This is a genomic window from Faecalimonas nexilis (assembly GCF_059731825.1).
The window spans coordinates 3100268-3117654 of the sequence record NZ_AP029189.1; the positions used below are offsets into that span (position 1 = coordinate 3100268).

General features: G+C 42.0%; 17 protein-coding genes and 1 tRNA gene. 3 read left to right on the plus strand and 15 right to left on the minus strand.

What is annotated here, in order from left to right; genetic code table 11:
• Nucleotides 1-31: 31 nt before the first annotated feature.
• Both prdC and AC6I5B_RS15485 read right to left on the minus strand, forming a co-directional pair.
• Nucleotides 32-1354 (minus strand): proline reductase-associated electron transfer protein PrdC, encoded by a 1323-nt coding sequence (prdC, locus tag AC6I5B_RS15480; protein ID WP_318253558.1) that lies wholly within the window; start codon nt 1352-1354, stop codon nt 32-34.
• A gap of 126 nt (nt 1355-1480) precedes the next feature.
• A tRNA-Sec gene (locus AC6I5B_RS15485) sits at nt 1481-1578 on the minus strand.
• 385 nt (nt 1579-1963) lie between these two features.
• On the opposite strand from AC6I5B_RS15485, the gene AC6I5B_RS15490 reads away from it, so the two are divergent.
• Both AC6I5B_RS15490 and AC6I5B_RS15495 read left to right on the plus strand, forming a co-directional pair.
• Nucleotides 1964-2998 carry a proline racemase family protein gene (locus AC6I5B_RS15490; protein WP_004613592.1) on the plus strand — a complete coding sequence of 345 codons (1035 nt, stop codon included), beginning with the start codon at nt 1964-1966 and terminating at the stop codon, nt 2996-2998.
• 121 nt (nt 2999-3119) lie between these two features.
• Nucleotides 3120-3716, plus strand: a complete 597-nt coding sequence (locus tag AC6I5B_RS15495) for a TetR/AcrR family transcriptional regulator (protein ID WP_004613591.1) — start codon at nt 3120-3122, stop codon at nt 3714-3716.
• A 30-nt stretch (nt 3717-3746) separates the two neighbouring features.
• Here the strand turns inward: AC6I5B_RS15495 and AC6I5B_RS15500 are convergent, their stop codons facing one another.
• From AC6I5B_RS15500 to yedF, 7 genes are read right to left on the minus strand one after another with little or no spacing between them, the layout of a single operon-like run.
• Nucleotides 3747-3983, minus strand: coding sequence for a putative Se/S carrier protein (locus AC6I5B_RS15500; protein ID WP_004613590.1), 237 nt, complete (start codon nt 3981-3983; stop codon nt 3747-3749).
• 4 nt (nt 3984-3987) lie between these two features.
• Nucleotides 3988-5127 (minus strand): aminotransferase class V-fold PLP-dependent enzyme, encoded by a 1140-nt coding sequence (locus AC6I5B_RS15505; protein WP_044987652.1) that lies wholly within the window; start codon nt 5125-5127, stop codon nt 3988-3990.
• A gap of 2 nt (nt 5128-5129) precedes the next feature.
• Nucleotides 5130-6062: a selenium metabolism-associated LysR family transcriptional regulator gene (locus tag AC6I5B_RS15510; RefSeq protein ID WP_004613587.1), complete on the minus strand. Its 933-nt coding sequence runs from the start codon at nt 6060-6062 to the stop codon at nt 5130-5132.
• Nucleotides 6059-7975, minus strand: a complete 1917-nt coding sequence (gene selB, locus AC6I5B_RS15515; RefSeq protein WP_071144479.1) for a selenocysteine-specific translation elongation factor — start codon at nt 7973-7975, stop codon at nt 6059-6061. Before selB ends, AC6I5B_RS15510 begins: the two co-directional genes overlap by 4 nt.
• Nucleotides 7976-7977: 2 nt before the next feature.
• Nucleotides 7978-9381 carry an L-seryl-tRNA(Sec) selenium transferase gene (gene selA / locus AC6I5B_RS15520; protein WP_004613584.1) on the minus strand — a complete coding sequence of 468 codons (1404 nt, stop codon included), beginning with the start codon at nt 9379-9381 and terminating at the stop codon, nt 7978-7980.
• Nucleotides 9382-9394: 13 nt separating this feature from the next.
• The gene (gene selD / locus AC6I5B_RS15525; protein WP_083382863.1) at nt 9395-10435 is read right to left on the minus strand and encodes a selenide, water dikinase SelD; all 1041 of its coding nucleotides are present in this window, start codon (nt 10433-10435) and stop codon (nt 9395-9397) included.
• A gap of 30 nt (nt 10436-10465) precedes the next feature.
• Nucleotides 10466-11065 carry a sulfurtransferase-like selenium metabolism protein YedF gene (yedF, locus tag AC6I5B_RS15530; protein ID WP_044987650.1) on the minus strand — a complete coding sequence of 200 codons (600 nt, stop codon included), beginning with the start codon at nt 11063-11065 and terminating at the stop codon, nt 10466-10468.
• A 274-nt stretch (nt 11066-11339) separates the two neighbouring features.
• On the opposite strand from yedF, the gene AC6I5B_RS15535 reads away from it, so the two are divergent.
• The gene (locus tag AC6I5B_RS15535; protein ID WP_004613581.1) at nt 11340-12200 is read left to right on the plus strand and encodes a class I SAM-dependent methyltransferase; all 861 of its coding nucleotides are present in this window, start codon (nt 11340-11342) and stop codon (nt 12198-12200) included.
• A 31-nt stretch (nt 12201-12231) separates the two neighbouring features.
• Here AC6I5B_RS15535 and AC6I5B_RS15540 read toward each other — a convergent pair whose 3' ends face one another.
• From AC6I5B_RS15540 to AC6I5B_RS15565, 6 genes are all read right to left on the minus strand, one after another.
• Entirely contained in the window at nt 12232-12885 is a 654-nt protein-coding gene (locus tag AC6I5B_RS15540; RefSeq protein WP_044987649.1) for an HAD family hydrolase, read from the minus strand.
• A gap of 16 nt (nt 12886-12901) precedes the next feature.
• On the minus strand, nt 12902-13069 hold the full coding sequence (locus AC6I5B_RS15545; RefSeq protein WP_022251013.1) for a hypothetical protein: 168 nt from the start codon (nt 13067-13069) through the stop codon (nt 12902-12904).
• A gap of 56 nt (nt 13070-13125) precedes the next feature.
• Nucleotides 13126-14475, minus strand: coding sequence for an MATE family efflux transporter (locus AC6I5B_RS15550; RefSeq protein WP_004613578.1), 1350 nt, complete (start codon nt 14473-14475; stop codon nt 13126-13128).
• Nucleotides 14472-15059, minus strand: coding sequence for a Maf family protein (locus AC6I5B_RS15555; protein ID WP_004613577.1), 588 nt, complete (start codon nt 15057-15059; stop codon nt 14472-14474). Before AC6I5B_RS15555 ends, AC6I5B_RS15550 begins: the two co-directional genes overlap by 4 nt.
• Nucleotides 15056-16375 (minus strand): branched-chain amino acid transport system II carrier protein, encoded by a 1320-nt coding sequence (gene brnQ, locus AC6I5B_RS15560; RefSeq protein ID WP_071144481.1) that lies wholly within the window; start codon nt 16373-16375, stop codon nt 15056-15058. Before brnQ ends, AC6I5B_RS15555 begins: the two co-directional genes overlap by 4 nt.
• A 103-nt stretch (nt 16376-16478) precedes the next feature.
• On the minus strand, nt 16479-17381 hold the full coding sequence (locus tag AC6I5B_RS15565; protein WP_270608151.1) for a hypothetical protein: 903 nt from the start codon (nt 17379-17381) through the stop codon (nt 16479-16481).
• Nucleotides 17382-17387: the final 6 nt, after the last annotated feature.

Below are 17387 nucleotides of genomic sequence, written 5' to 3' on the forward strand. Positions count from 1 at the left end.
GTGATTCGGCTGGTGATAGTTATACCGTTATCTAAATATCTTGTTCTACTTTTTTAGACACTCTTAAGTATCTGTAAAGCGGATGTCCAATTGTTCTCATCACGTGATCTGTCTGATGGAATACTTTCAAGCCCATCTTCGGCGCAGATCCCATAACTGTATTGGAACAGTCAGAGCAGTTACCAATTACTATATATTCACATTTATCTTTCTTAAACTGCATGCTGTTTTTAACTTGTCCAGGACAATTTCCCGGTCTTTCACATTTCAAAGCGCCGTTCTTCATCTCTGCCGCCTGTTTGCATCTTGCCACAGAAACAACTTTTGCATTCATCTTTTCTGCGATATCACGCATACGCGCTTCGTCTCCACCGCACGCACAGACAAGAAGTCCGATTGTTGCTCCGTGAAGATCAGGGAATTCCATTGTCACGATAATTCCACCTGTTGTCTTTGTAATCGGCGCATCAAATGTAGTTGCTTTTCCTGTAAACGGTCCGCCCATGATGATCTCACCATATACTCCATCAATACCGCCGGCTCTTTCAATAAGCTCTTCCACAGATGTTCCTACCGGAACGTCCATAAATACATGTGGCTGATTTCCACCGTTAAGCTTACCGATTACTGTAAGATTCTTACTGAAGCAAGGCTTTCTTTCATCAATTGCTTCTGCAACTCTTGCGAGTGTTTCCACATTGATAACGATAGATTTTGCTGCTGAAGGAAGCTGTGTCGGATCAAGTTCGATTCCAAGACACTCTCTTACAACTGCTCTTTCTTCGCCCATCGGATAAATGTCCGGCAGTAAATGAATAGAAATTGCAGGTTCATCCTTCAAAGCTTCTTTCAATGTCTGAACTGCTTTTGTATTTTTCTTTTTAATTGCAAAAATTGCTTTCGCAGCATTCGAAATCTCCATACTGTATTTCACACCGCGGATTACTTTGTCACATTCTTCTTCAATCTGCTGAATGTTGTGACGAAGTCCCGGTTCACACTCTGCTGCATTAATCAAAATATATCCACCTTCAAGGTCTGTGCCAAGTTTTACTCCTGTTGGGAATCCGGCACCACCCATACCAACTACTCCGGCAGCTTTCACCATATCAAGCTTGCTTCCTTCTTCAATTGGTACGAATTCATCTTTCTGTTCCTCGTCCGGTTTAATAATGATTCTGTCTTCCGTCACTTCAACAACTTCACCGTATGCACTGGAAAAAATATTAGCGCCAAGCCCTGTTGGTGTTGCAATCAGAGTTCCTTTTTCCACTCTGTCGCCGGCTTTTACAATCGCTTCACAAGGTGCACCTACATGTTGTCTTAGTAGAATCTGTAAATTTCCCATGACAATCTTCTCCTTTATATTTTATTTTTATATAAGTAAAAGCCGAGTACCCTCTGCTCACTTATTTATTGTTATAGGTTTTTTCTATATATCAGACCTCTTTTTCTGTTGGTCTTTTTTTTAACACTTTTTTGGCGGAGGCATGTGGGAATCGAACCCACCCGGGACGCTCTTAACGCCCCACACTGGTTTTGAAGACCAGGAGGCACACCAGTCACCCAACTACCCCCATATCATATTTCGTTGCTCACTAACTTTATCACAATTTTCCGCAGTTTTCAACACTTTTTAGACATTTTTTATTAAATTTATTTTAGCAAAATTTCATTGACTTTTCAAGCCTTTTGGGACATAATAGTGTATATAAACTGAACTATATACTAGAATATAGTCTAATCGTTAGTTTTTTATCATTTCTTACCTTGTTTTAGAGATGTTATGATTCAAAAAATCCGATCAGGCACTCTTTGCCAGATGACAATTTATAGTTATTTTCTATAATTGAATGTAAGCACAGTCACAGACTGCTCAATCGGAGACCAATTAGAGATATGACTAGTATGTGTATTCAGAGCAAGCATTAAACAAAAATAAAAAGAAAGAAGGTTGTATATTATGAAATTACAAGCCAACGTAAATTTTGATCGTTTTGAAGCACAACTTCAAGTAGTAGACGCTCATACTGTGGGAGAATTTTGTAGAGTCGTAATCGGCGGCTTCCCGGAACCTGAAGGAAACACAATGATCGAAAAGAAAAAATGGATGGAACACAACTACGATCACGTTCGTACAGCATTGATGTTCGAGCCAAGAGGACATCATGATATGTTCGGTGCTTTCCTTTGCGAGCCAGTGAACAAAGAAGCAGACTTCGGTGTAATGTTCATGGATACAGGCGGATACTTAAACATGTGCGGACACTGTACAATCGGTGCTGTCACTGTAGCCATCGAAGCTGGTTTAGTAGAATCTCACGAAGGAGAGAACTCTGTTGTATTGGATGCTCCTGCAGGACTTATCCGCACAACAGCAATCGTAAAAGACGGTAAGGTAGAAAATGTCACATTAACAAACGTTCCTGCATTTGTTTACAAAGAAAACCTTTCTGTTACAGTTGACGGACAGGAAATTCCATTTACAATTTCTTTCGGTGGAAGCTTCTTTGCATTAGTCGACACAACAAAATTAAACATCGGAGAGATCAATCCAAAGACAGTTCCTGAGTACACCAAATTAGGAATGAAGATGATGGAAATCATTAACAAAGAGATTCCGGTAAAACATCCATTGCTTGACATTGATACAGTTGATCTTGTAGAATTCTACGGACCAACTCCAAATCCTGACAAAGCAACTATGAGAAACGTTGTTGTATTCGGAGATGCTATGGCTGACCGTTCTCCATGCGGAACAGGTACAAGTGCAAAACTTGCTACACTTCATCACTGGGGAGAGATCAAAGTAGGCGAAGAATTTATCTACGAAAGCTTTATCGGAACAACTTTCAAAGGTGTGATCAAAGAGACTACAAAAGTTGCAGATTTTGATGCTGTCATCCCAATGATTACAGGAAGCTGCTACTTGACAGGTGTTGGAACATATCTCATTGACGGAACAGACCCATTGAAATATGGTTTTCAGGTAGGCTAGTCTAGACAGCACAAAATAATTCTGTTATAATTTATAAGAATGATAAAAGCGGATTATCTCAATCCGCTTTTATTTTGTCATTTTGAAACAATATTAATTTTTAAGAAGGAAGTGAAATTACATGCCAAGAAAACGCCAATCTACAAAAAGCCGCATCGTCAAAGCCGCATGGAATCTATTTTACAAAAACGGATACGATGCCACTACTGTAGATGACATCATTGCTGCATCCAAGACTTCAAAGGGAACTTTCTATCACTATTTCAAAGGAAAAGATGCTCTTTTAAGTTCTTTGTCTAATCTATTTGATTCTAAATATGAAGAATTAGCCGGAGTAATAGACCCCAATCTTCCCTCTTATGATAAACTGATGTTTTTAAATCAAGAATTATTTTATATGATAGAGACGAGTGTAGATATCCATTTGTTGGCATCACTCTACTCCTCGCAGCTGGTCACCAAAGACAAAAAATCGCTGCTCGATAAAAAACGATTCTATTACACATGGATTACAGAGATTATAGAAGATGGGATTCAAAAAGGAGAGTTTGCCTCTACAAGCACTACAAGCGAACTGGTAAAGATTTACGCTATGTTTGAGCGGGCATTGATTTATGACTGGGTTCTTTGCAAAGGAAAGTATTCACTGTCCGAATACAGCCAGAAACTGCTCCAGCCAGTTTTAGAACGCTTTAAAATCGGGTTTGAACAAGAATAGATTGTGCACAAGCACAATCTATTCTTTCTTTTACACCATACATTCGTGTATCTCTTCTTCTTCAATTCCAACTCTTTTCATTATCTCCTGCACCTTTTCGCGCTCTTTTAGATCCGCGCACCAGGAAAGTCCGCACCCAGCTGAGATTTCCCGCGGAACCGGAATCAATCTTCCCGGAACCTGATGCTCTTTACAGCATTTTTCCATTGCCATCGCATCTGCGGTTGTATGAAATGTCACGATTAATTTTAACTCTTTTTTTCTCATAAATCTATTCTTCCTCTGCCAATTCTTCTATCGCCCTGATTGCAGTTTCCACTTCTTCCTCTGTATTATAATGGGAAAAACTGAATCTGACTGCACCTTGTTCTACCGTTCCTAACGCCTCATGCATCAGTGGCGCACAATGCGCCCCAGGTCTTGTGCTGATTCCATACGTCACAAGCAGTTCGTCACTCACTTCCGAAGAATCATATTCTCCAATATTCAGCGTCACAATCGGACAACGATTTTCTGTATCAAAATCACCGTACACCTTCACTCCAGGAATATTTTTCACGCCACGATAAAACTTCCACATATGTTCCAGTTCCCGCTTACGAATCTTTTCAATCCCTTCTGTTTTCAGATAAGAAAGTGATGCATGCAGACCTGCAATTCCATGTCCGTTCAACGTTCCTGCTTCCAACGCTGTCGGCATCTCAGCCGGATGCTTTTTATTATACGTCTGCACACCGCTTCCGCCGGTTTTCAAAGGTCGTACTTTCACGCCTTCTCTTACATACATCCCTCCGGTTCCCTGCGGTCCAAGAAGACTTTTATGCCCGGTAAAGCACAAGATATCAATATGCATCTCCTGCACATCGATCGGGTATACTCCCGCTGTCTGAGAAGCGTCCACAACAAAAAGAAGCCCATGCTTTTTCGCAATCTCTCCGACTCTCTTGATATCTATCATATTTCCTGTAAGATTCGATCCATGTGTACAGATAATAGCTTTCGTGTTCTGACGGATCTCGTGTTCTATCTCTTCATAAGAAATATTTCCTTTACGGTCGCTTTTCACAATGCTCAATTCGACTCCACGCTCTTCCATCTCATACAACGGACGCAAGACGGAATTATGTTCCAGCATTGTCGTGATCGCATGATCCTTCGGATTCAAAATCCCTTTGATCGCAATATTGAGTGATTCTGTAGAATTACTTGTAAACACAATCTGTTTTGGATTTTCCGCGTCAAAGAAATCTGCGAGTAATTCTCTTGTATCATAGATTACTCTCGCAGCGCTCAAAGACGCTTCATTCGCACCTCTCCCTGCATTCCCCATTGAATTCATTGCATGCATGACTGCCTCAGCAACTTCTTTTGGTTTTCGCATTGTCGTTGCGGCGTTATCCATATAGATCATTCTCATTCCCCCACTTTCTGCAAACACTGTGCCTTCTGCCTGTAAATCTCTTTTACGGTCTTTACAAATTTTTCCGACAAATGAGACAACTGAAAACTCCTGTTATACACAACGTTGATATCTCTCTTTCCATCTTCTTTTGTAAGTGGAAATCCCAAAATTGCTCCTTCTGCAATTTCTTCTTCCGCCGCAAGTCTGGAAATGATCGACACTCCCATTCCATTACTCACTGATTTTTTGATCGCTTCCTGATTCTCCATGCTCGCCACAATGTTGAGTCTGCCAATCTCAACTCCACTTTTCTTCAATTGCTTTTCCGCTTCTTTTCGCGTGCCAGAACCCTCTTCTCTCATAATCAGCGGCTCCTGCAAAATCCATCTAGTATCACTGGACGTCTCCTGCAATTTCCGGAATTTCTCATTGTTCGGAGCGATGATGATCAACTCATCCTGATAAAACGGAACATATTTGCAATGTTTCTTATCTATGACCGTCCCTGTAAAGCCGATATCCACTGTATGATTCAGTACTTCCTCCACCACTTTGGCGCTGTCTGTCTCAATGACCTTGAACTGCTCATTCGGATATTTCTCATTGAATTTCACAAGAATCTCCGGAAGCAGATATTGTGCCGGTATCGTAGACGCCGCAATCGTAATACAGTGTTCTTCTTTCTTTTCATTCTCCAAAAATGTCTTTTCAATTTTTTTCTGCAGCGCAACAATCTGTTTTGCAGAATCATACAATAGTTTTCCCTCTTCTGATAATTTTACTTCTTTTGTATTTCTTACAAACAATCTGGCATTCAATTCTTTCTCCAGACCGGCTATGTGAGCGCTGACAGTTGGCTGTGTCAAGAACAGCTCCTTTGCCGCTTTTGAGAAGCTTTCCCCCTCCGCAACATGTACAAAAGCCTCCAATTGTTTTAAATTCATACGTAAGCTACCCTTTCACTCTCTGTTCCATTCTTCTTTGTCACTTTGATACTATCCATATATTCCAAGATTGGTTTTGCACTTTTTCTGCTTGTCCCAAGGAGATCCCGAACCTCTGCAATCGTAATCAACGGATTCTCTTTCAGTCGGTTCTGAATGACTTCTTTCGCTTTCTCAATAATGCTTTTCAAGGTGTAAATATCCTCCGTGATCTTCACCACAATATCCTCATCAATCAGTAACAGCATGATATCTTCTACTTCTTCCCGTTTTATATTCCCAAAAGAAATCTCTGAAAATCTTTGAAAATCAAACTGTACCTTTTCAAATTGTTTCTGAACCGTCTTCAATACCTTTTCATAAACCGCATCTTTTCGCACTTCAAATTCCGGGAGCTGCAAAAATTCCTGATGACGTTTTAAAGCACCTTCCTCTGACAGCATCTCCACATACAAATCAAATACGTTTAATTTTACCTTTTTCATATAAGTCATATGGATCTCTGCTTTTTTCATTCCATACCGATACGGATATTTTTCATGATAACCGCAAAGCGCTTCCGTCAGCCGGTGACGCATATTCTGTTCATGTATCGTATGCCACACATATGTATCCTTCTTCATACGAAATACTTTCACAATGCCCTGCTGTTCCAAAGACTGTACATCTTCCGTCACCTCTTCCATCGAAAGCGCCGTCAGTTTCGCAAGCTCTGTCACAGTAATCATCGTCTCCTCATGTGACTTTACGTGCAGTTCAATGACATCTTCCGAAGATCCGGATTCTTTTCTCTGCAATTCCTCAATCGCATCTTTGTCAAATCGTTTCTTTTTCTTCGGATTTGGTTCTAAAACAATTCCGCCCCCGATGGTCTCCATCGGAGAATAAAAACGCACTACAAACTTGTCCCCTCTGCGAAGTGCAATCTCCTCTTCCAGTCGAAGCTGTACAAATCCACTCTCTCCCGGTCCAATCTCTTCTTTGTCAAGCAGCACCGCTCGGCAGAGAATCTCGCTTGTACCGGTAAACAAATGCAGTCTTGTATGGTTCGTCAACACACGCATAGATGACGGCAGCACATTTAGTTTCACGTCTAAAAGCATCGTATTTTTCATGTTGTTTGGCGGCGCAAGTACACACCCTCTCCGAAGTTCACTTTTTTTCACATTCGACAGATTGATTGCAACACGCTGTCCCGCATAGCATTTCTCTACATCCTGCCCATGCACTTGAATATTTCGTATCTTACATTCTTTTCCAATCGGATATACCTGCAGATTATCCTCTTTTGAAATCGTTCCCGCAAGCAATGTCCCGGTAATGATCGTTCCAAATCCTGACAGGCTGAATACACGGTCAATCGGCAGACGCGGAATCGTATTCACATCTTTTTCTACCACTTCTTCCGCAGTCAGTCGCTCGATAACCTCTATAAGCTCTGGTATCCCCTGTCCGGTCGCTGCCGACACTTCCACGATCGGCGCCTGTTCAAGGAATGTGCCTTCCAATTCTTCTTTAATCTCTTCTTTGACAAGCTCCAGCCAATCTTCTTCGACCAGATCACACTTATTCAACACAAGAATACTCTTTTCGATTCCAAGCTCTCCTAAAATGTCCATGTGTTCACGTGTCTGTGGCATGATTCCCTCATCTGCAGCAACAACAAGCATGACAAGATCCATACCGACAACTCCCGCAACCATGTTGTTGATAAACCGCTCATGTCCAGGAACATCGATAATTCCGACACGATCTCCGTTTTTCAAATCAAAATATGTGAATCCCAAATCGATCGTGATCCCTCTTCTTTGTTCCTCTTCCCACCGGTCTGTATTTCGACCGGTGAGCGCTTTTATCAAAGTTGTTTTACCGTGGTCAATATGACCGGCTGTTCCAATAATAATATTTTTCATAATCAGGTCGTAAGCCTTTCTATTTTCTGTAACTGTTTAAAATATGCAAAATTCTGGATCCCAATTGTTCTGACATCTAAGAAAATTTTGTCATTCATCGTTCTCGGGATAATCGGCACAGGAAGAAAACGCATGTATTCTTCCAACTCCACTGTCGACATTCCAAGCGGCTTGATCGTCACTGCCATGCTCGGAATTCGTTCAAGCGGCAGGGATCCTCCTCCGATTTGTGAATGACACTCCTCCAGTTCAATCTCCGCATGTAAAGAAAGAGTATTCAGCAGACGTCTCAGACGCTGCGCCTCTTTTTTCACCTCTTCAAATGGTTTCGTCATCATCTGAAGAACCGGTATATTTTGTACCGCTCTTTCTTCGGACAAATATTCTTTCAAAACGACTTCCAACGCAGATGCCGTAAATTTGTCAATTCGCAGCGCACGCATCAATTGATTTTGTTTCATCCTGTCAATATATTTTTTCTTTCCGACAATGATGCCTGCCTGTGGTCCGCCTAAAAGCTTGTCTCCACTGAAGCACACGACATCGGCGCCATTTCGAATAGAATCCTGAACGGTCGGTTCGTAGGTGATGCCGTATTTACTCAAATCAATCAGAACACCGCTTCCAAGATCTTCAATCACCGGAAGGTCATGCTTTTCCCCCAGTGGAACCAGTTCATCAATTCCAACCGACTCGGTAAATCCCACGATTCGGTAATTACTTGTGTGTACTTTCAAAAGTGCTGTCGTCTCCTCCGTAATCGCATTTTCATAATCAGCGAAATGGGTCTTATTAGTTGTTCCAACTTCTACAAGTGTCGCACCGCTTTGCTCCATCACATCCGGAACCCGGAATTTTCCACCGATTTCAACAAGCTCTCCTCTTGAGACAATCACCTCTCCGCCTTTTGCCATCGTACTTAAAATAAGCATCACTGCAGCGGCATTATTATTGACCGCAATCGCCGCCTCCGCACCGGTTACCTTGCATAGCAGCTCTTCAAAATGTGAATACCGCTCTCCACGTCTTCCCGCTTCCAGATTATATTCGAGATTTGAGTATCCTGTCGCAATATCAGAAATATGTTTCATATGCTTTAAACTGATCGGTGCACGTCCCAAATTCGTGTGCAGAATCGTTCCTGTCGCATTGATGATTTTTTTCATATTTGGATTAAAAATTTTCTCTGCCTGCAGCCTGATCTGCTCTATCAAATTTTGAACCTGTTCTCGTGCTTCCTCTTCTGAATCACATTTTTCAATAAACTTACGGAGTCTGTCCATCTCCACTCGAATGGCATCTATCACAATATCCCTTCCGTAAACTTCTATCATTTGCTTTATTTTCTCATCTTCGAGCAACACGTCCACTTTTGGTATGCTGCGGTATAAAAGATTCTTATCCATCTCACTTGTTCTCCTAATATAAGCGAATCAATTTATCGCCTTTTTCTACTACTTTCCCTATAATCGACACCTTTGTGTCCATATTTTTTTCTTCAAACGCTTTCATAATATCATCTACATATTCCGGTGACACACTGATCAGAAGTCCTCCCGAGGTCTGCGGATCATACAGAAGATCAATATAGTGTTCTTCTACATGTTCCATATCGACCATCTCTGCGGAATATTCCCGATTCTTATATGCCCCTGCAGGAACCAGTCCCATCTTTGCATAGGAAACAGCTTCCTCCAAATATGCAATATCTTTTACCTGAAGTTCAAATGTCACATCACTTGCAGATGCCATCTCCACACAATGTCCAAGCAAACCAAAGCCTGTAATATCCGTACACGCTGTCACCGGATAATGCTCAACGACTTCTTTCCCTTTCTTATTGAGAGATGACATAACTGTAATCGCCTCTTTGATCGCTGCTTCAGATGCCATCTCTGCCTTGATTGCAGTGTTGACAATACCACTTCCAATCTGCTTTGTCAGGATCAGTACATCTCCCGGTCTGCTTCCATAATTCTTAAAAATCTTATCTGGATGCACAAACCCAGATACGCACAATCCGTATTTCGGTTCATCATCCTGCACCGAATGTCCCCCCACAAGAACAGCACCGGCTTCTTTTACTTTATCCGCGCCTCCTGCGAGAATCTCCCCCAGTATCTCAGGGTCGAGACAATTCGGGAATCCCACAATGTTCAATGCAATCTTCGGTTCCCCTCCCATCGCATATACATCACTTAATGAATTTGCTGCTGCAATCTGACCAAACGTATACGGATCATCGACAATCGGAGTGAAGAAGTCAACCGTCTGGATCATTGCAATCTCATCTGTCACTTTATAAATCGCAGCATCGTCTGATGTTTCGATTCCCACGATCAAATTATCGTCTTGGAATTTTGGCAACTTACCCAGAACCTGGGCAAGGGTCTCAGGACCTATCTTTGCTGCTCACCCCGCCGTCTTTGTCATCTGTGTCAGTTTCACATCATACCTCATATATCGTATTCTCCTTCTCTTCCTCTTTTGTTAAGGCTTTACAATCTTGTCTGCCTCTGCCATCTTTTCCACGATCGTGTACATATTTGTCACACTTCCGACCTGAATCTTCTCAGTGAGACCATAATAGTTCAGGCAGGTTCCGCAAGTTAAGATCTCTACTCCCTGTGCCTCAAGACTCTTTAAATCTTCGAGTGAATCTGAGCCTTCCGCAGTGAGTGTGGCTCCACCGTTGTAAAACAGCATTGTCTTTGGCAGTTTTTCAAGCTGTGTGACAGCAAAAAGGAAACCTTTGATCAGCACCTTTCCAAGTTCGTCATTTCCATTTCCCATACGGTCAGAATTGATTACGATCACCGTATTTTCTCTCTGATCCGGCACACAGACCGTCTCTTCTTCACTTTCCTTTGCTCCATTCATAAGAATCGTAATCTTAAATTCTTTTTCTGCTGTTTTTTCAGAAGTAACTTTAGCTCCCGCACTCGATGCCATCTTTGTCACATTCTGAACTGCGATTTCATTGTCAACCAACACTTCTATCGTCTCTTTACCGTTCACTTCCTGCATTGCTTTTTTTGTTTTAATTACCGGAATCGGACAGTTGTCTCCAATTGCATTTACTTTTAACATCATTCTCTCCACCTTTTCTTTTTTTCTTGTCAACTTTCCTACATTCTTCACTTATAGAAATATTCTATCACTAAACCGACAGAAGGTAAACTGATTTTGTTAAAATTTTGTTTATTTTTTTAATTTAATAAATCTATACAAGCCTTGAAATTATTGGTATAATTGGGAGTACTGTAGACCGTAGTCTATATTCAGCAATTGCAATATTGAAAATTATATGAGATGATAGTTTTAAGACAAAAATTTCTTTGTTAATAGAAAGGATTACAATATTATGTGGATAGCAGATGGATGGAAAGATTATGAAGTGATTGACACTTCCAACGGAGAAAAGCTGGAGCGCTGGGGCGATTATCTTTTGGTAAGACCGGATCCTCAGGTAATTTGGGACACAAACAAAGCTCACAAAGGCTGGAGAACTATGAATGGTCATTATCACCGCAGCAAAAAAGGAGGCGGCGAGTGGGAATTTTTTGATTTACCACAGCAGTGGCAGATTCATTATAAGAGCCTTACTTTCAATTTAAAACCATTTAGTTTCAAGCACACCGGACTTTTCCCGGAACAGGCGACGAACTGGGACTGGTTCTCAGAGAAGATAAAAAAAGCCGGGCGCCCAATCAAGGTACTGAACCTCTTCGCTTACACGGGAGGAGCCACTCTTGCGGCAGCTGCTGCAGGTGCACAAGTCACACATGTGGACGCATCAAAGGGAATGGTTACATGGGCAAAAGAAAATGCAGTCTCATCAGGACTGAAAGACGCTCCGATCCGCTGGCTTGTAGATGACTGTGTCAAGTTCGTGGAGCGTGAAATCCGCCGCGGTAACCATTATGATGCAATTATTATGGATCCTCCTTCCTACGGACGCGGACCAAAAGGAGAGATCTGGAAGATTGAGGATGCAATTCATCCACTAATTAAATTGTGTACACAGATTTTATCGGACAACCCGCTGTTTTTCTTGATCAACTCTTACACAACAGGGCTCGCTCCTGCCGTATTGACTTATATGCTTGCAACGGAATTGAAACGCTTCAATGGGACAGTTGATTCACAGGAAATCGGACTTCCGGTAACTGAGACCGGACTTATACTTCCTTGCGGTGCCTCCGGGAGATGGGAATCGAAGTAATATAAAAAAAGATTGCACACGCAATCTTTTTTTAATCCTCTTTTATATATTTCACCATCTCTTCCAGTGTATCAAGCTTCATCCAGATTATCTCTTCCAACTCTTTTGGCGGCTGCACAAGGTCTGGAACCGCTACAACTCGAAGTCCCGCTGCCACCGCTGAACGAATTCCCGCCGGCGCATCCTCAAATGCAACGCTCTCCTGCGGCAACACTCCAATCGCCTCACAAGCTTTCTCATAAATCTCTGGATCCGGTTTAGAATGGCTCACCATATCGCCAAACACAAATCCGTCAAAATAGTCATACACCTTTGCTTCTTTTAAAAGTCTGGAAGCATAATCTCTTCTGGAGGATGTCGCCACAGCAAGACGATATCCCTTTTCTTTTCCAAGCATAATCAGCTCTTTCGCTCCCGGCTTCACTGCAAGACCTTCGCTGTCTACAATCTCACGGAACACCACTCTCGTCCTTGCCGTAAATTCCTCATGTGGAAACTTCGGGTCGATATGTTTCAAAAAATAATTTTTCCTGCTGACCACATTCATTCCGAGCGTATTATAGATATGTTCTCCGATATTTCCATATCCCATCTCGCACCCTACAATATTCCAGGAGCGCTGTACTACTCGCTCCGAATCAAAAATAAGTCCATCCATATCAAATATGAATGCTTTCATCTCCATGCTGCCGCTAACACCTTTATTCTTCAAAATTAATACTTTCCTCCGTTGCATCATTCAGATAAGTCACTACATCTTCTAATTTTGCGAGGACTTCCTGTCGCTCCTCCCAGTCTTCACCGACCATCTCCTTGTTTACAAGACATTCTTTTACATGTTTCAAATTGTGAATTAAGTTTTCGTTCATATCGATGCCTCCCTTCGCTTCGATAAACACTCCCGTAACTTCATACCACTATTTTACTACGAATTTGTACTTCTTTCAACAAGGCGATGCAAGGTTCGTCTCAACAAAATAATCGAAATTACCATCGCAATAATCTCTGCGACCGGGAACGATATCCAAACTCCTGTCACACCGAGAAATCTCACTAACATAAGTGATACCGGCACTATGATGACCAATTGACGCAGCAAAGACACCACAAGTGATTCCACACCTCTTCCAAGCGCCTCAAACACACCCGCAAACACCGTGCTGACCGCCGAAAAAATAAACCCGGTTCCAATGACGCGAAGCGCCGTTTCTCCCATTGTCATCATCTCATCTCCCGCCTTGAATAGTTCCAGAATCGGTCTAGGCAGCAGCACAAACAACATCGTCCCTAAAATCATAATGACTCCCGACACCAGCACACTCACTTTGATCGTCTCCTTCAGACGGTCGTATTGTTTTGCTCCATAGCTGTAGCTGATCATCGGACGCATTCCCTGAATCACTCCGTTTCCAGGCATATATACAAACGACTGCAGTTTGAAATAAATTCCAAGCACTGCCACTCCCACCTGAGAGATCGCCGCAAGGATTCCATTTAAAATTCCAATCAAAACAGATGGCAGTGACATCATAATCGTGGACGGAATCGCTACGACATAAAGCTGGCTTACAATTGTCTTATCCAAACGAAATCCTTTAAACCGGATCTTGATTTCTTTACATCTGGCCACAAACAAAATCACAGAACAGATACATGCTGCAAATTGCCCGATCACCGTTGCGATCGCCGCTCCTTTTACCCCGAGTGCCGGGAATCCGAAATAGCCGAATATCATGATCGGATCTAAAATAATATTGATAATCGCACCGAGTGCCTGCATCGCCATCGGAATCACCATATTTCCACAGGACTGAAACATCTTTTCGATCGCAATATGGAACAAACTTCCGGAGGAAAGGCAGATGACGATATATGAATATTCACATCCCCACCTCAGCACGTTTTCATTCTGTGTAAACATCTGCAAGAACGGCTTCGTCAAAAAAATTCCAACCAGTATAAAAATAATCGCATGAATCGCCGTAAAGAAAATTGTATGAGCAGCAATGCGGTCTACCCGGTCTTGATTTTTGGCTCCCAAATTTCTTGCAATGCCTGCATTTGCCCCCACTCCAAGTCCTACCGCAACCGCCAAGACAAGATTCTGCAAGGGATATGCAAGGGAAACTGCCGTCAGCGCTTCTTCACCCAATCGCGCAACAAATATGCTGTCCACTATATTGTACATAGACTGGATCAGCATCGACACCATCGGCGGTACTGCCATAGACATCAAAAGCGGAAATACCGGTTTGGATTCCATTGGGTTTTTCATCGTTCTACCTCCTCTTTGAGCACTTCATAAATATAAGAAATCGGCAATCCGACAACGTTATAATAGTCTCCTTCTATCTTATCTATATGGATTGCAAACCTCCCTTGGATTCCATACGCCCCCGCTTTGTCCATGACATTTTCATGTTCGATATAGTCTGTGATTTCTTCTTCACTCATCGGATTTACAAATACTTCCGTGCACACTGCATGATTGACTGTCCGGCAGTTTCCGAACTCATCAAAAATCAAAATCGCAGTCCCGGTATAAACCTGATGTGCTCTTCCTTGCAGACTCTGAATCATCGCAAATGCATCTTCTTTTGACTTTGGTTTGCCCAAAATCTTTCCATCCAAAGCTACAACCGTATCGGCTCCGATCACGATCACATTTTCTTGTTCCAAACTTTGCGCGACATCCTCAGCCTTCAAAAGAGACAGTTCTTCTACAATCTCATCCGGTCGCTCACTTTGATAAACCTCTTCCTTTTTGCTCACCTGAATTTCAAATGTAAATCCAGCCTGTTTCATCAACTCACTTCTTCTTGGTGATGCTGAAGCAAGCACAATTCTTTTTTTTCTCATTTTCTCCCCCTTTTTGGCAATAGAATCGAACTCAAAATTCCCACAGCCAAGCCGAAAATTGCAGGTATGATCCACACTAACTGTTCTTTATATAACGGCAGACTCTTTAAAACAGTTGTAATCACGCCCATTTTTACCCCAAGCGTTCCTAATATATAGAAAACGCTTGTCAGTCCTGTCATCAGAATCGTAACCGGATAGACAAATCTCCATTTTGCGATCCACGGATGCAAAAATGCCAATACAATCAATACGATTGCCATCGGATAAATCGTCTGCAAAATCGGAACTGATACTTTCAAAATATTACTCAGTCCAAGATTGGATACCAGAAAACTTATTCCGGCAAAGACAGCGCTCCATACAATATACGGAACCTTTGGAATCAGTTCTTTGAAATATTCACTGCAGCAGCACAATAAACCGACACATGTATTTAGACATGCAATCAGAAAAATAACTCCGAGCAGAACAAGTCCTGCCTGTCCAAATATTTTCTGCACAACATATGTCAGAACCTGCGCACCATTTTCCCCGTTCTGATACGTTCCACTCACCATCGCTCCGATATAGCAAAGCGCGCTGTATATTGCAAGCAGGAGTCCACCTGCAATCAGACCTGCCTTCATCGTCTCCTTGACAACTGCCCGCTCCTCAGTCACTCCTTTGGCACGAATTCCGAGTGCGATTACGATTCCAAAGTTCAATGCTGCAATCGTGTCCATCGTCTGATAACCTTCTAGAAATCCTTTTACAAAGCTTCCTGCCTGATATGCCTCTGTCGACGCCCCAAAGCTTCCTGATTTAAAAAACAGCGCCCGCACAAATACGATAAAAATCAACGCAAGCAGACATGGAGTCAAAAATTTTCCCAAACATTCTGTCAATTTTTCCGGTTTCAAAGCAATCAAAAATGCCACGAAAAAGAACGCCGCTGAATAGATCAGCTGTACTTTCCCTGCATCGATACCCGTCGGAATAAAAGGCAGCACTGCCATCTCAAAAGAAGTGCTTGCCGTTCTCGGAATTGCAAGTCCCGGCCCAATCGACACATAGATTAAAAGGGTAAATATAGATGCAAAAACAGGATGAACTCTTTTTGCCAGCACATCCAACCCTCCTGATTTTGCGACTGCTGCCACACCAAAAATCGGAAAACCTATCGCTGTAACGGCAAATCCCGCCATGGCTATCCATACATTTACGCCTGCTTGATTTCCTAAAAACGGCGGGAAAATCAAATTTCCCGCTCCAAAAAACATGGAGAACAATGTAAGTCCCACTAATATTGTATTCTTTTTTGTCAATTGATTCATTTCTTCCCTCTTTTCTTTTTTTCACATATCCGCTATTATAGCATTTTGGGACTCTATGTTCTACTGTTTTTTTATTTGAATTGTGCTTTCATTTTCTCTCTTTTCAACTAAGCCTTTTTATCAATTTCCGAAATCGTTCATCCCCCCGTAAAAATTCTATCTCCTCATCGTTTTCCAATGCTTTTCTCAGCATTGCTTTTACCATAGACCTGTCACTCGTCTCCGCAAATTGCATATGTCTGTACAAATCCGCTTTTTTGAAAGAATCTATCGTTTCTATGCTGGCAATCTGTTGCTCTAAAAGTATAAGACACTCCTCTTTATCCTTTCTATCCAATGCCATATTGAATCTCGGAGAAAGAATCATATAGTCGCTCATCTCTAAAATACGTGAAATTTCCTCCGCCTTTTCCATCAGTTTTTCTGCTCTTGCAACATCATTTTTCTCCATCTCCAATAAATAAAGTCCTTGAAAGCAAACATTGATTTCCGAACAGCTCTGAAAGAGAATCCGCTCCAAAAGTTCATATGCTTCCTGTCGCTTTCCGGCCTTTCTATAAAGCATTGCCTGAAGCCTATCCAAATTTATCCATTTCTTCGGTATTCTATCAAGATAACTTTGTGCCAACTCATACTGCCCAGTTCGCAAACATTCATTATACAATGCAATAATTGCTCCCTGCCTGATTTCTTCCTCCTCACTCTCCAAAGCCCTGTCATAAATAGCGAGAATCTCTTTCTTATACTGCTCTTTTCCACGCACATCCTCTATCCCGAAATAACTATCCAAAATCTGCGCCAAGACAAACGCCAACTTTCCACAGTTCGGATACTCCTGTATTTTCTGCATCGCACTTCGAAATACATCCTCGTAAGGCTCTTTCATCAGACGCTTCCCGATTTCATTTGAAATATTGGCGATCTCCTGCTTTGTCAATTCTTCGCGATACGATAACAATGTATCCGTGCTAATTCCCAAAAGTCTTGCAATTGGAGCTAAAAGCATAATATC

Bases quoted from the DNA above. Each gene is read 5' to 3' on its own strand.
- AC6I5B_RS15490 (WP_004613592.1), top strand. From the start codon at position 1,964: ATGAAATTACAAGCCAACGTAAATTTTGATCGTTTTGAAGCACAACTT.
- AC6I5B_RS15495 (WP_004613591.1), top strand. From the start codon at position 3,120: ATGCCAAGAAAACGCCAATCTACAAAAAGCCGCATCGTCAAAGCCGCA.
- AC6I5B_RS15500 (WP_004613590.1), bottom strand. From the start codon at position 3,983: ATGAGAAAAAAAGAGTTAAAATTAATCGTGACATTTCATACAACCGCA.
- AC6I5B_RS15505 (WP_044987652.1), bottom strand. From the start codon at position 5,127: ATGATCTATATGGATAACGCCGCAACGACAATGCGAAAACCAAAAGAA.
- AC6I5B_RS15510 (WP_004613587.1), bottom strand. From the start codon at position 6,062: ATGAATTTAAAACAATTGGAGGCTTTTGTACATGTTGCGGAGGGGGAA.
- selB (WP_071144479.1), bottom strand. From the start codon at position 7,975: ATGAAAAATATTATTATTGGAACAGCCGGTCATATTGACCACGGTAAA.
- selA (WP_004613584.1), bottom strand. From the start codon at position 9,381: ATGGATAAGAATCTTTTATACCGCAGCATACCAAAAGTGGACGTGTTG.
- yedF (WP_044987650.1), bottom strand. From the start codon at position 11,065: ATGTTAAAAGTAAATGCAATTGGAGACAACTGTCCGATTCCGGTAATT.
- AC6I5B_RS15535 (WP_004613581.1), top strand. From the start codon at position 11,340: ATGTGGATAGCAGATGGATGGAAAGATTATGAAGTGATTGACACTTCC.
- AC6I5B_RS15540 (WP_044987649.1), bottom strand. From the start codon at position 12,885: ATGGAGATGAAAGCATTCATATTTGATATGGATGGACTTATTTTTGAT.
- AC6I5B_RS15545 (WP_022251013.1), bottom strand. From the start codon at position 13,069: ATGAACGAAAACTTAATTCACAATTTGAAACATGTAAAAGAATGTCTT.
- AC6I5B_RS15550 (WP_004613578.1), bottom strand. From the start codon at position 14,475: ATGAAAAACCCAATGGAATCCAAACCGGTATTTCCGCTTTTGATGTCT.
- AC6I5B_RS15555 (WP_004613577.1), bottom strand. From the start codon at position 15,059: ATGAGAAAAAAAAGAATTGTGCTTGCTTCAGCATCACCAAGAAGAAGT.
- brnQ (WP_071144481.1), bottom strand. From the start codon at position 16,375: ATGAATCAATTGACAAAAAAGAATACAATATTAGTGGGACTTACATTG.
- AC6I5B_RS15565 (WP_270608151.1), bottom strand. From the start codon at position 17,381: ATGCTTTTAGCTCCAATTGCAAGACTTTTGGGAATTAGCACGGATACA.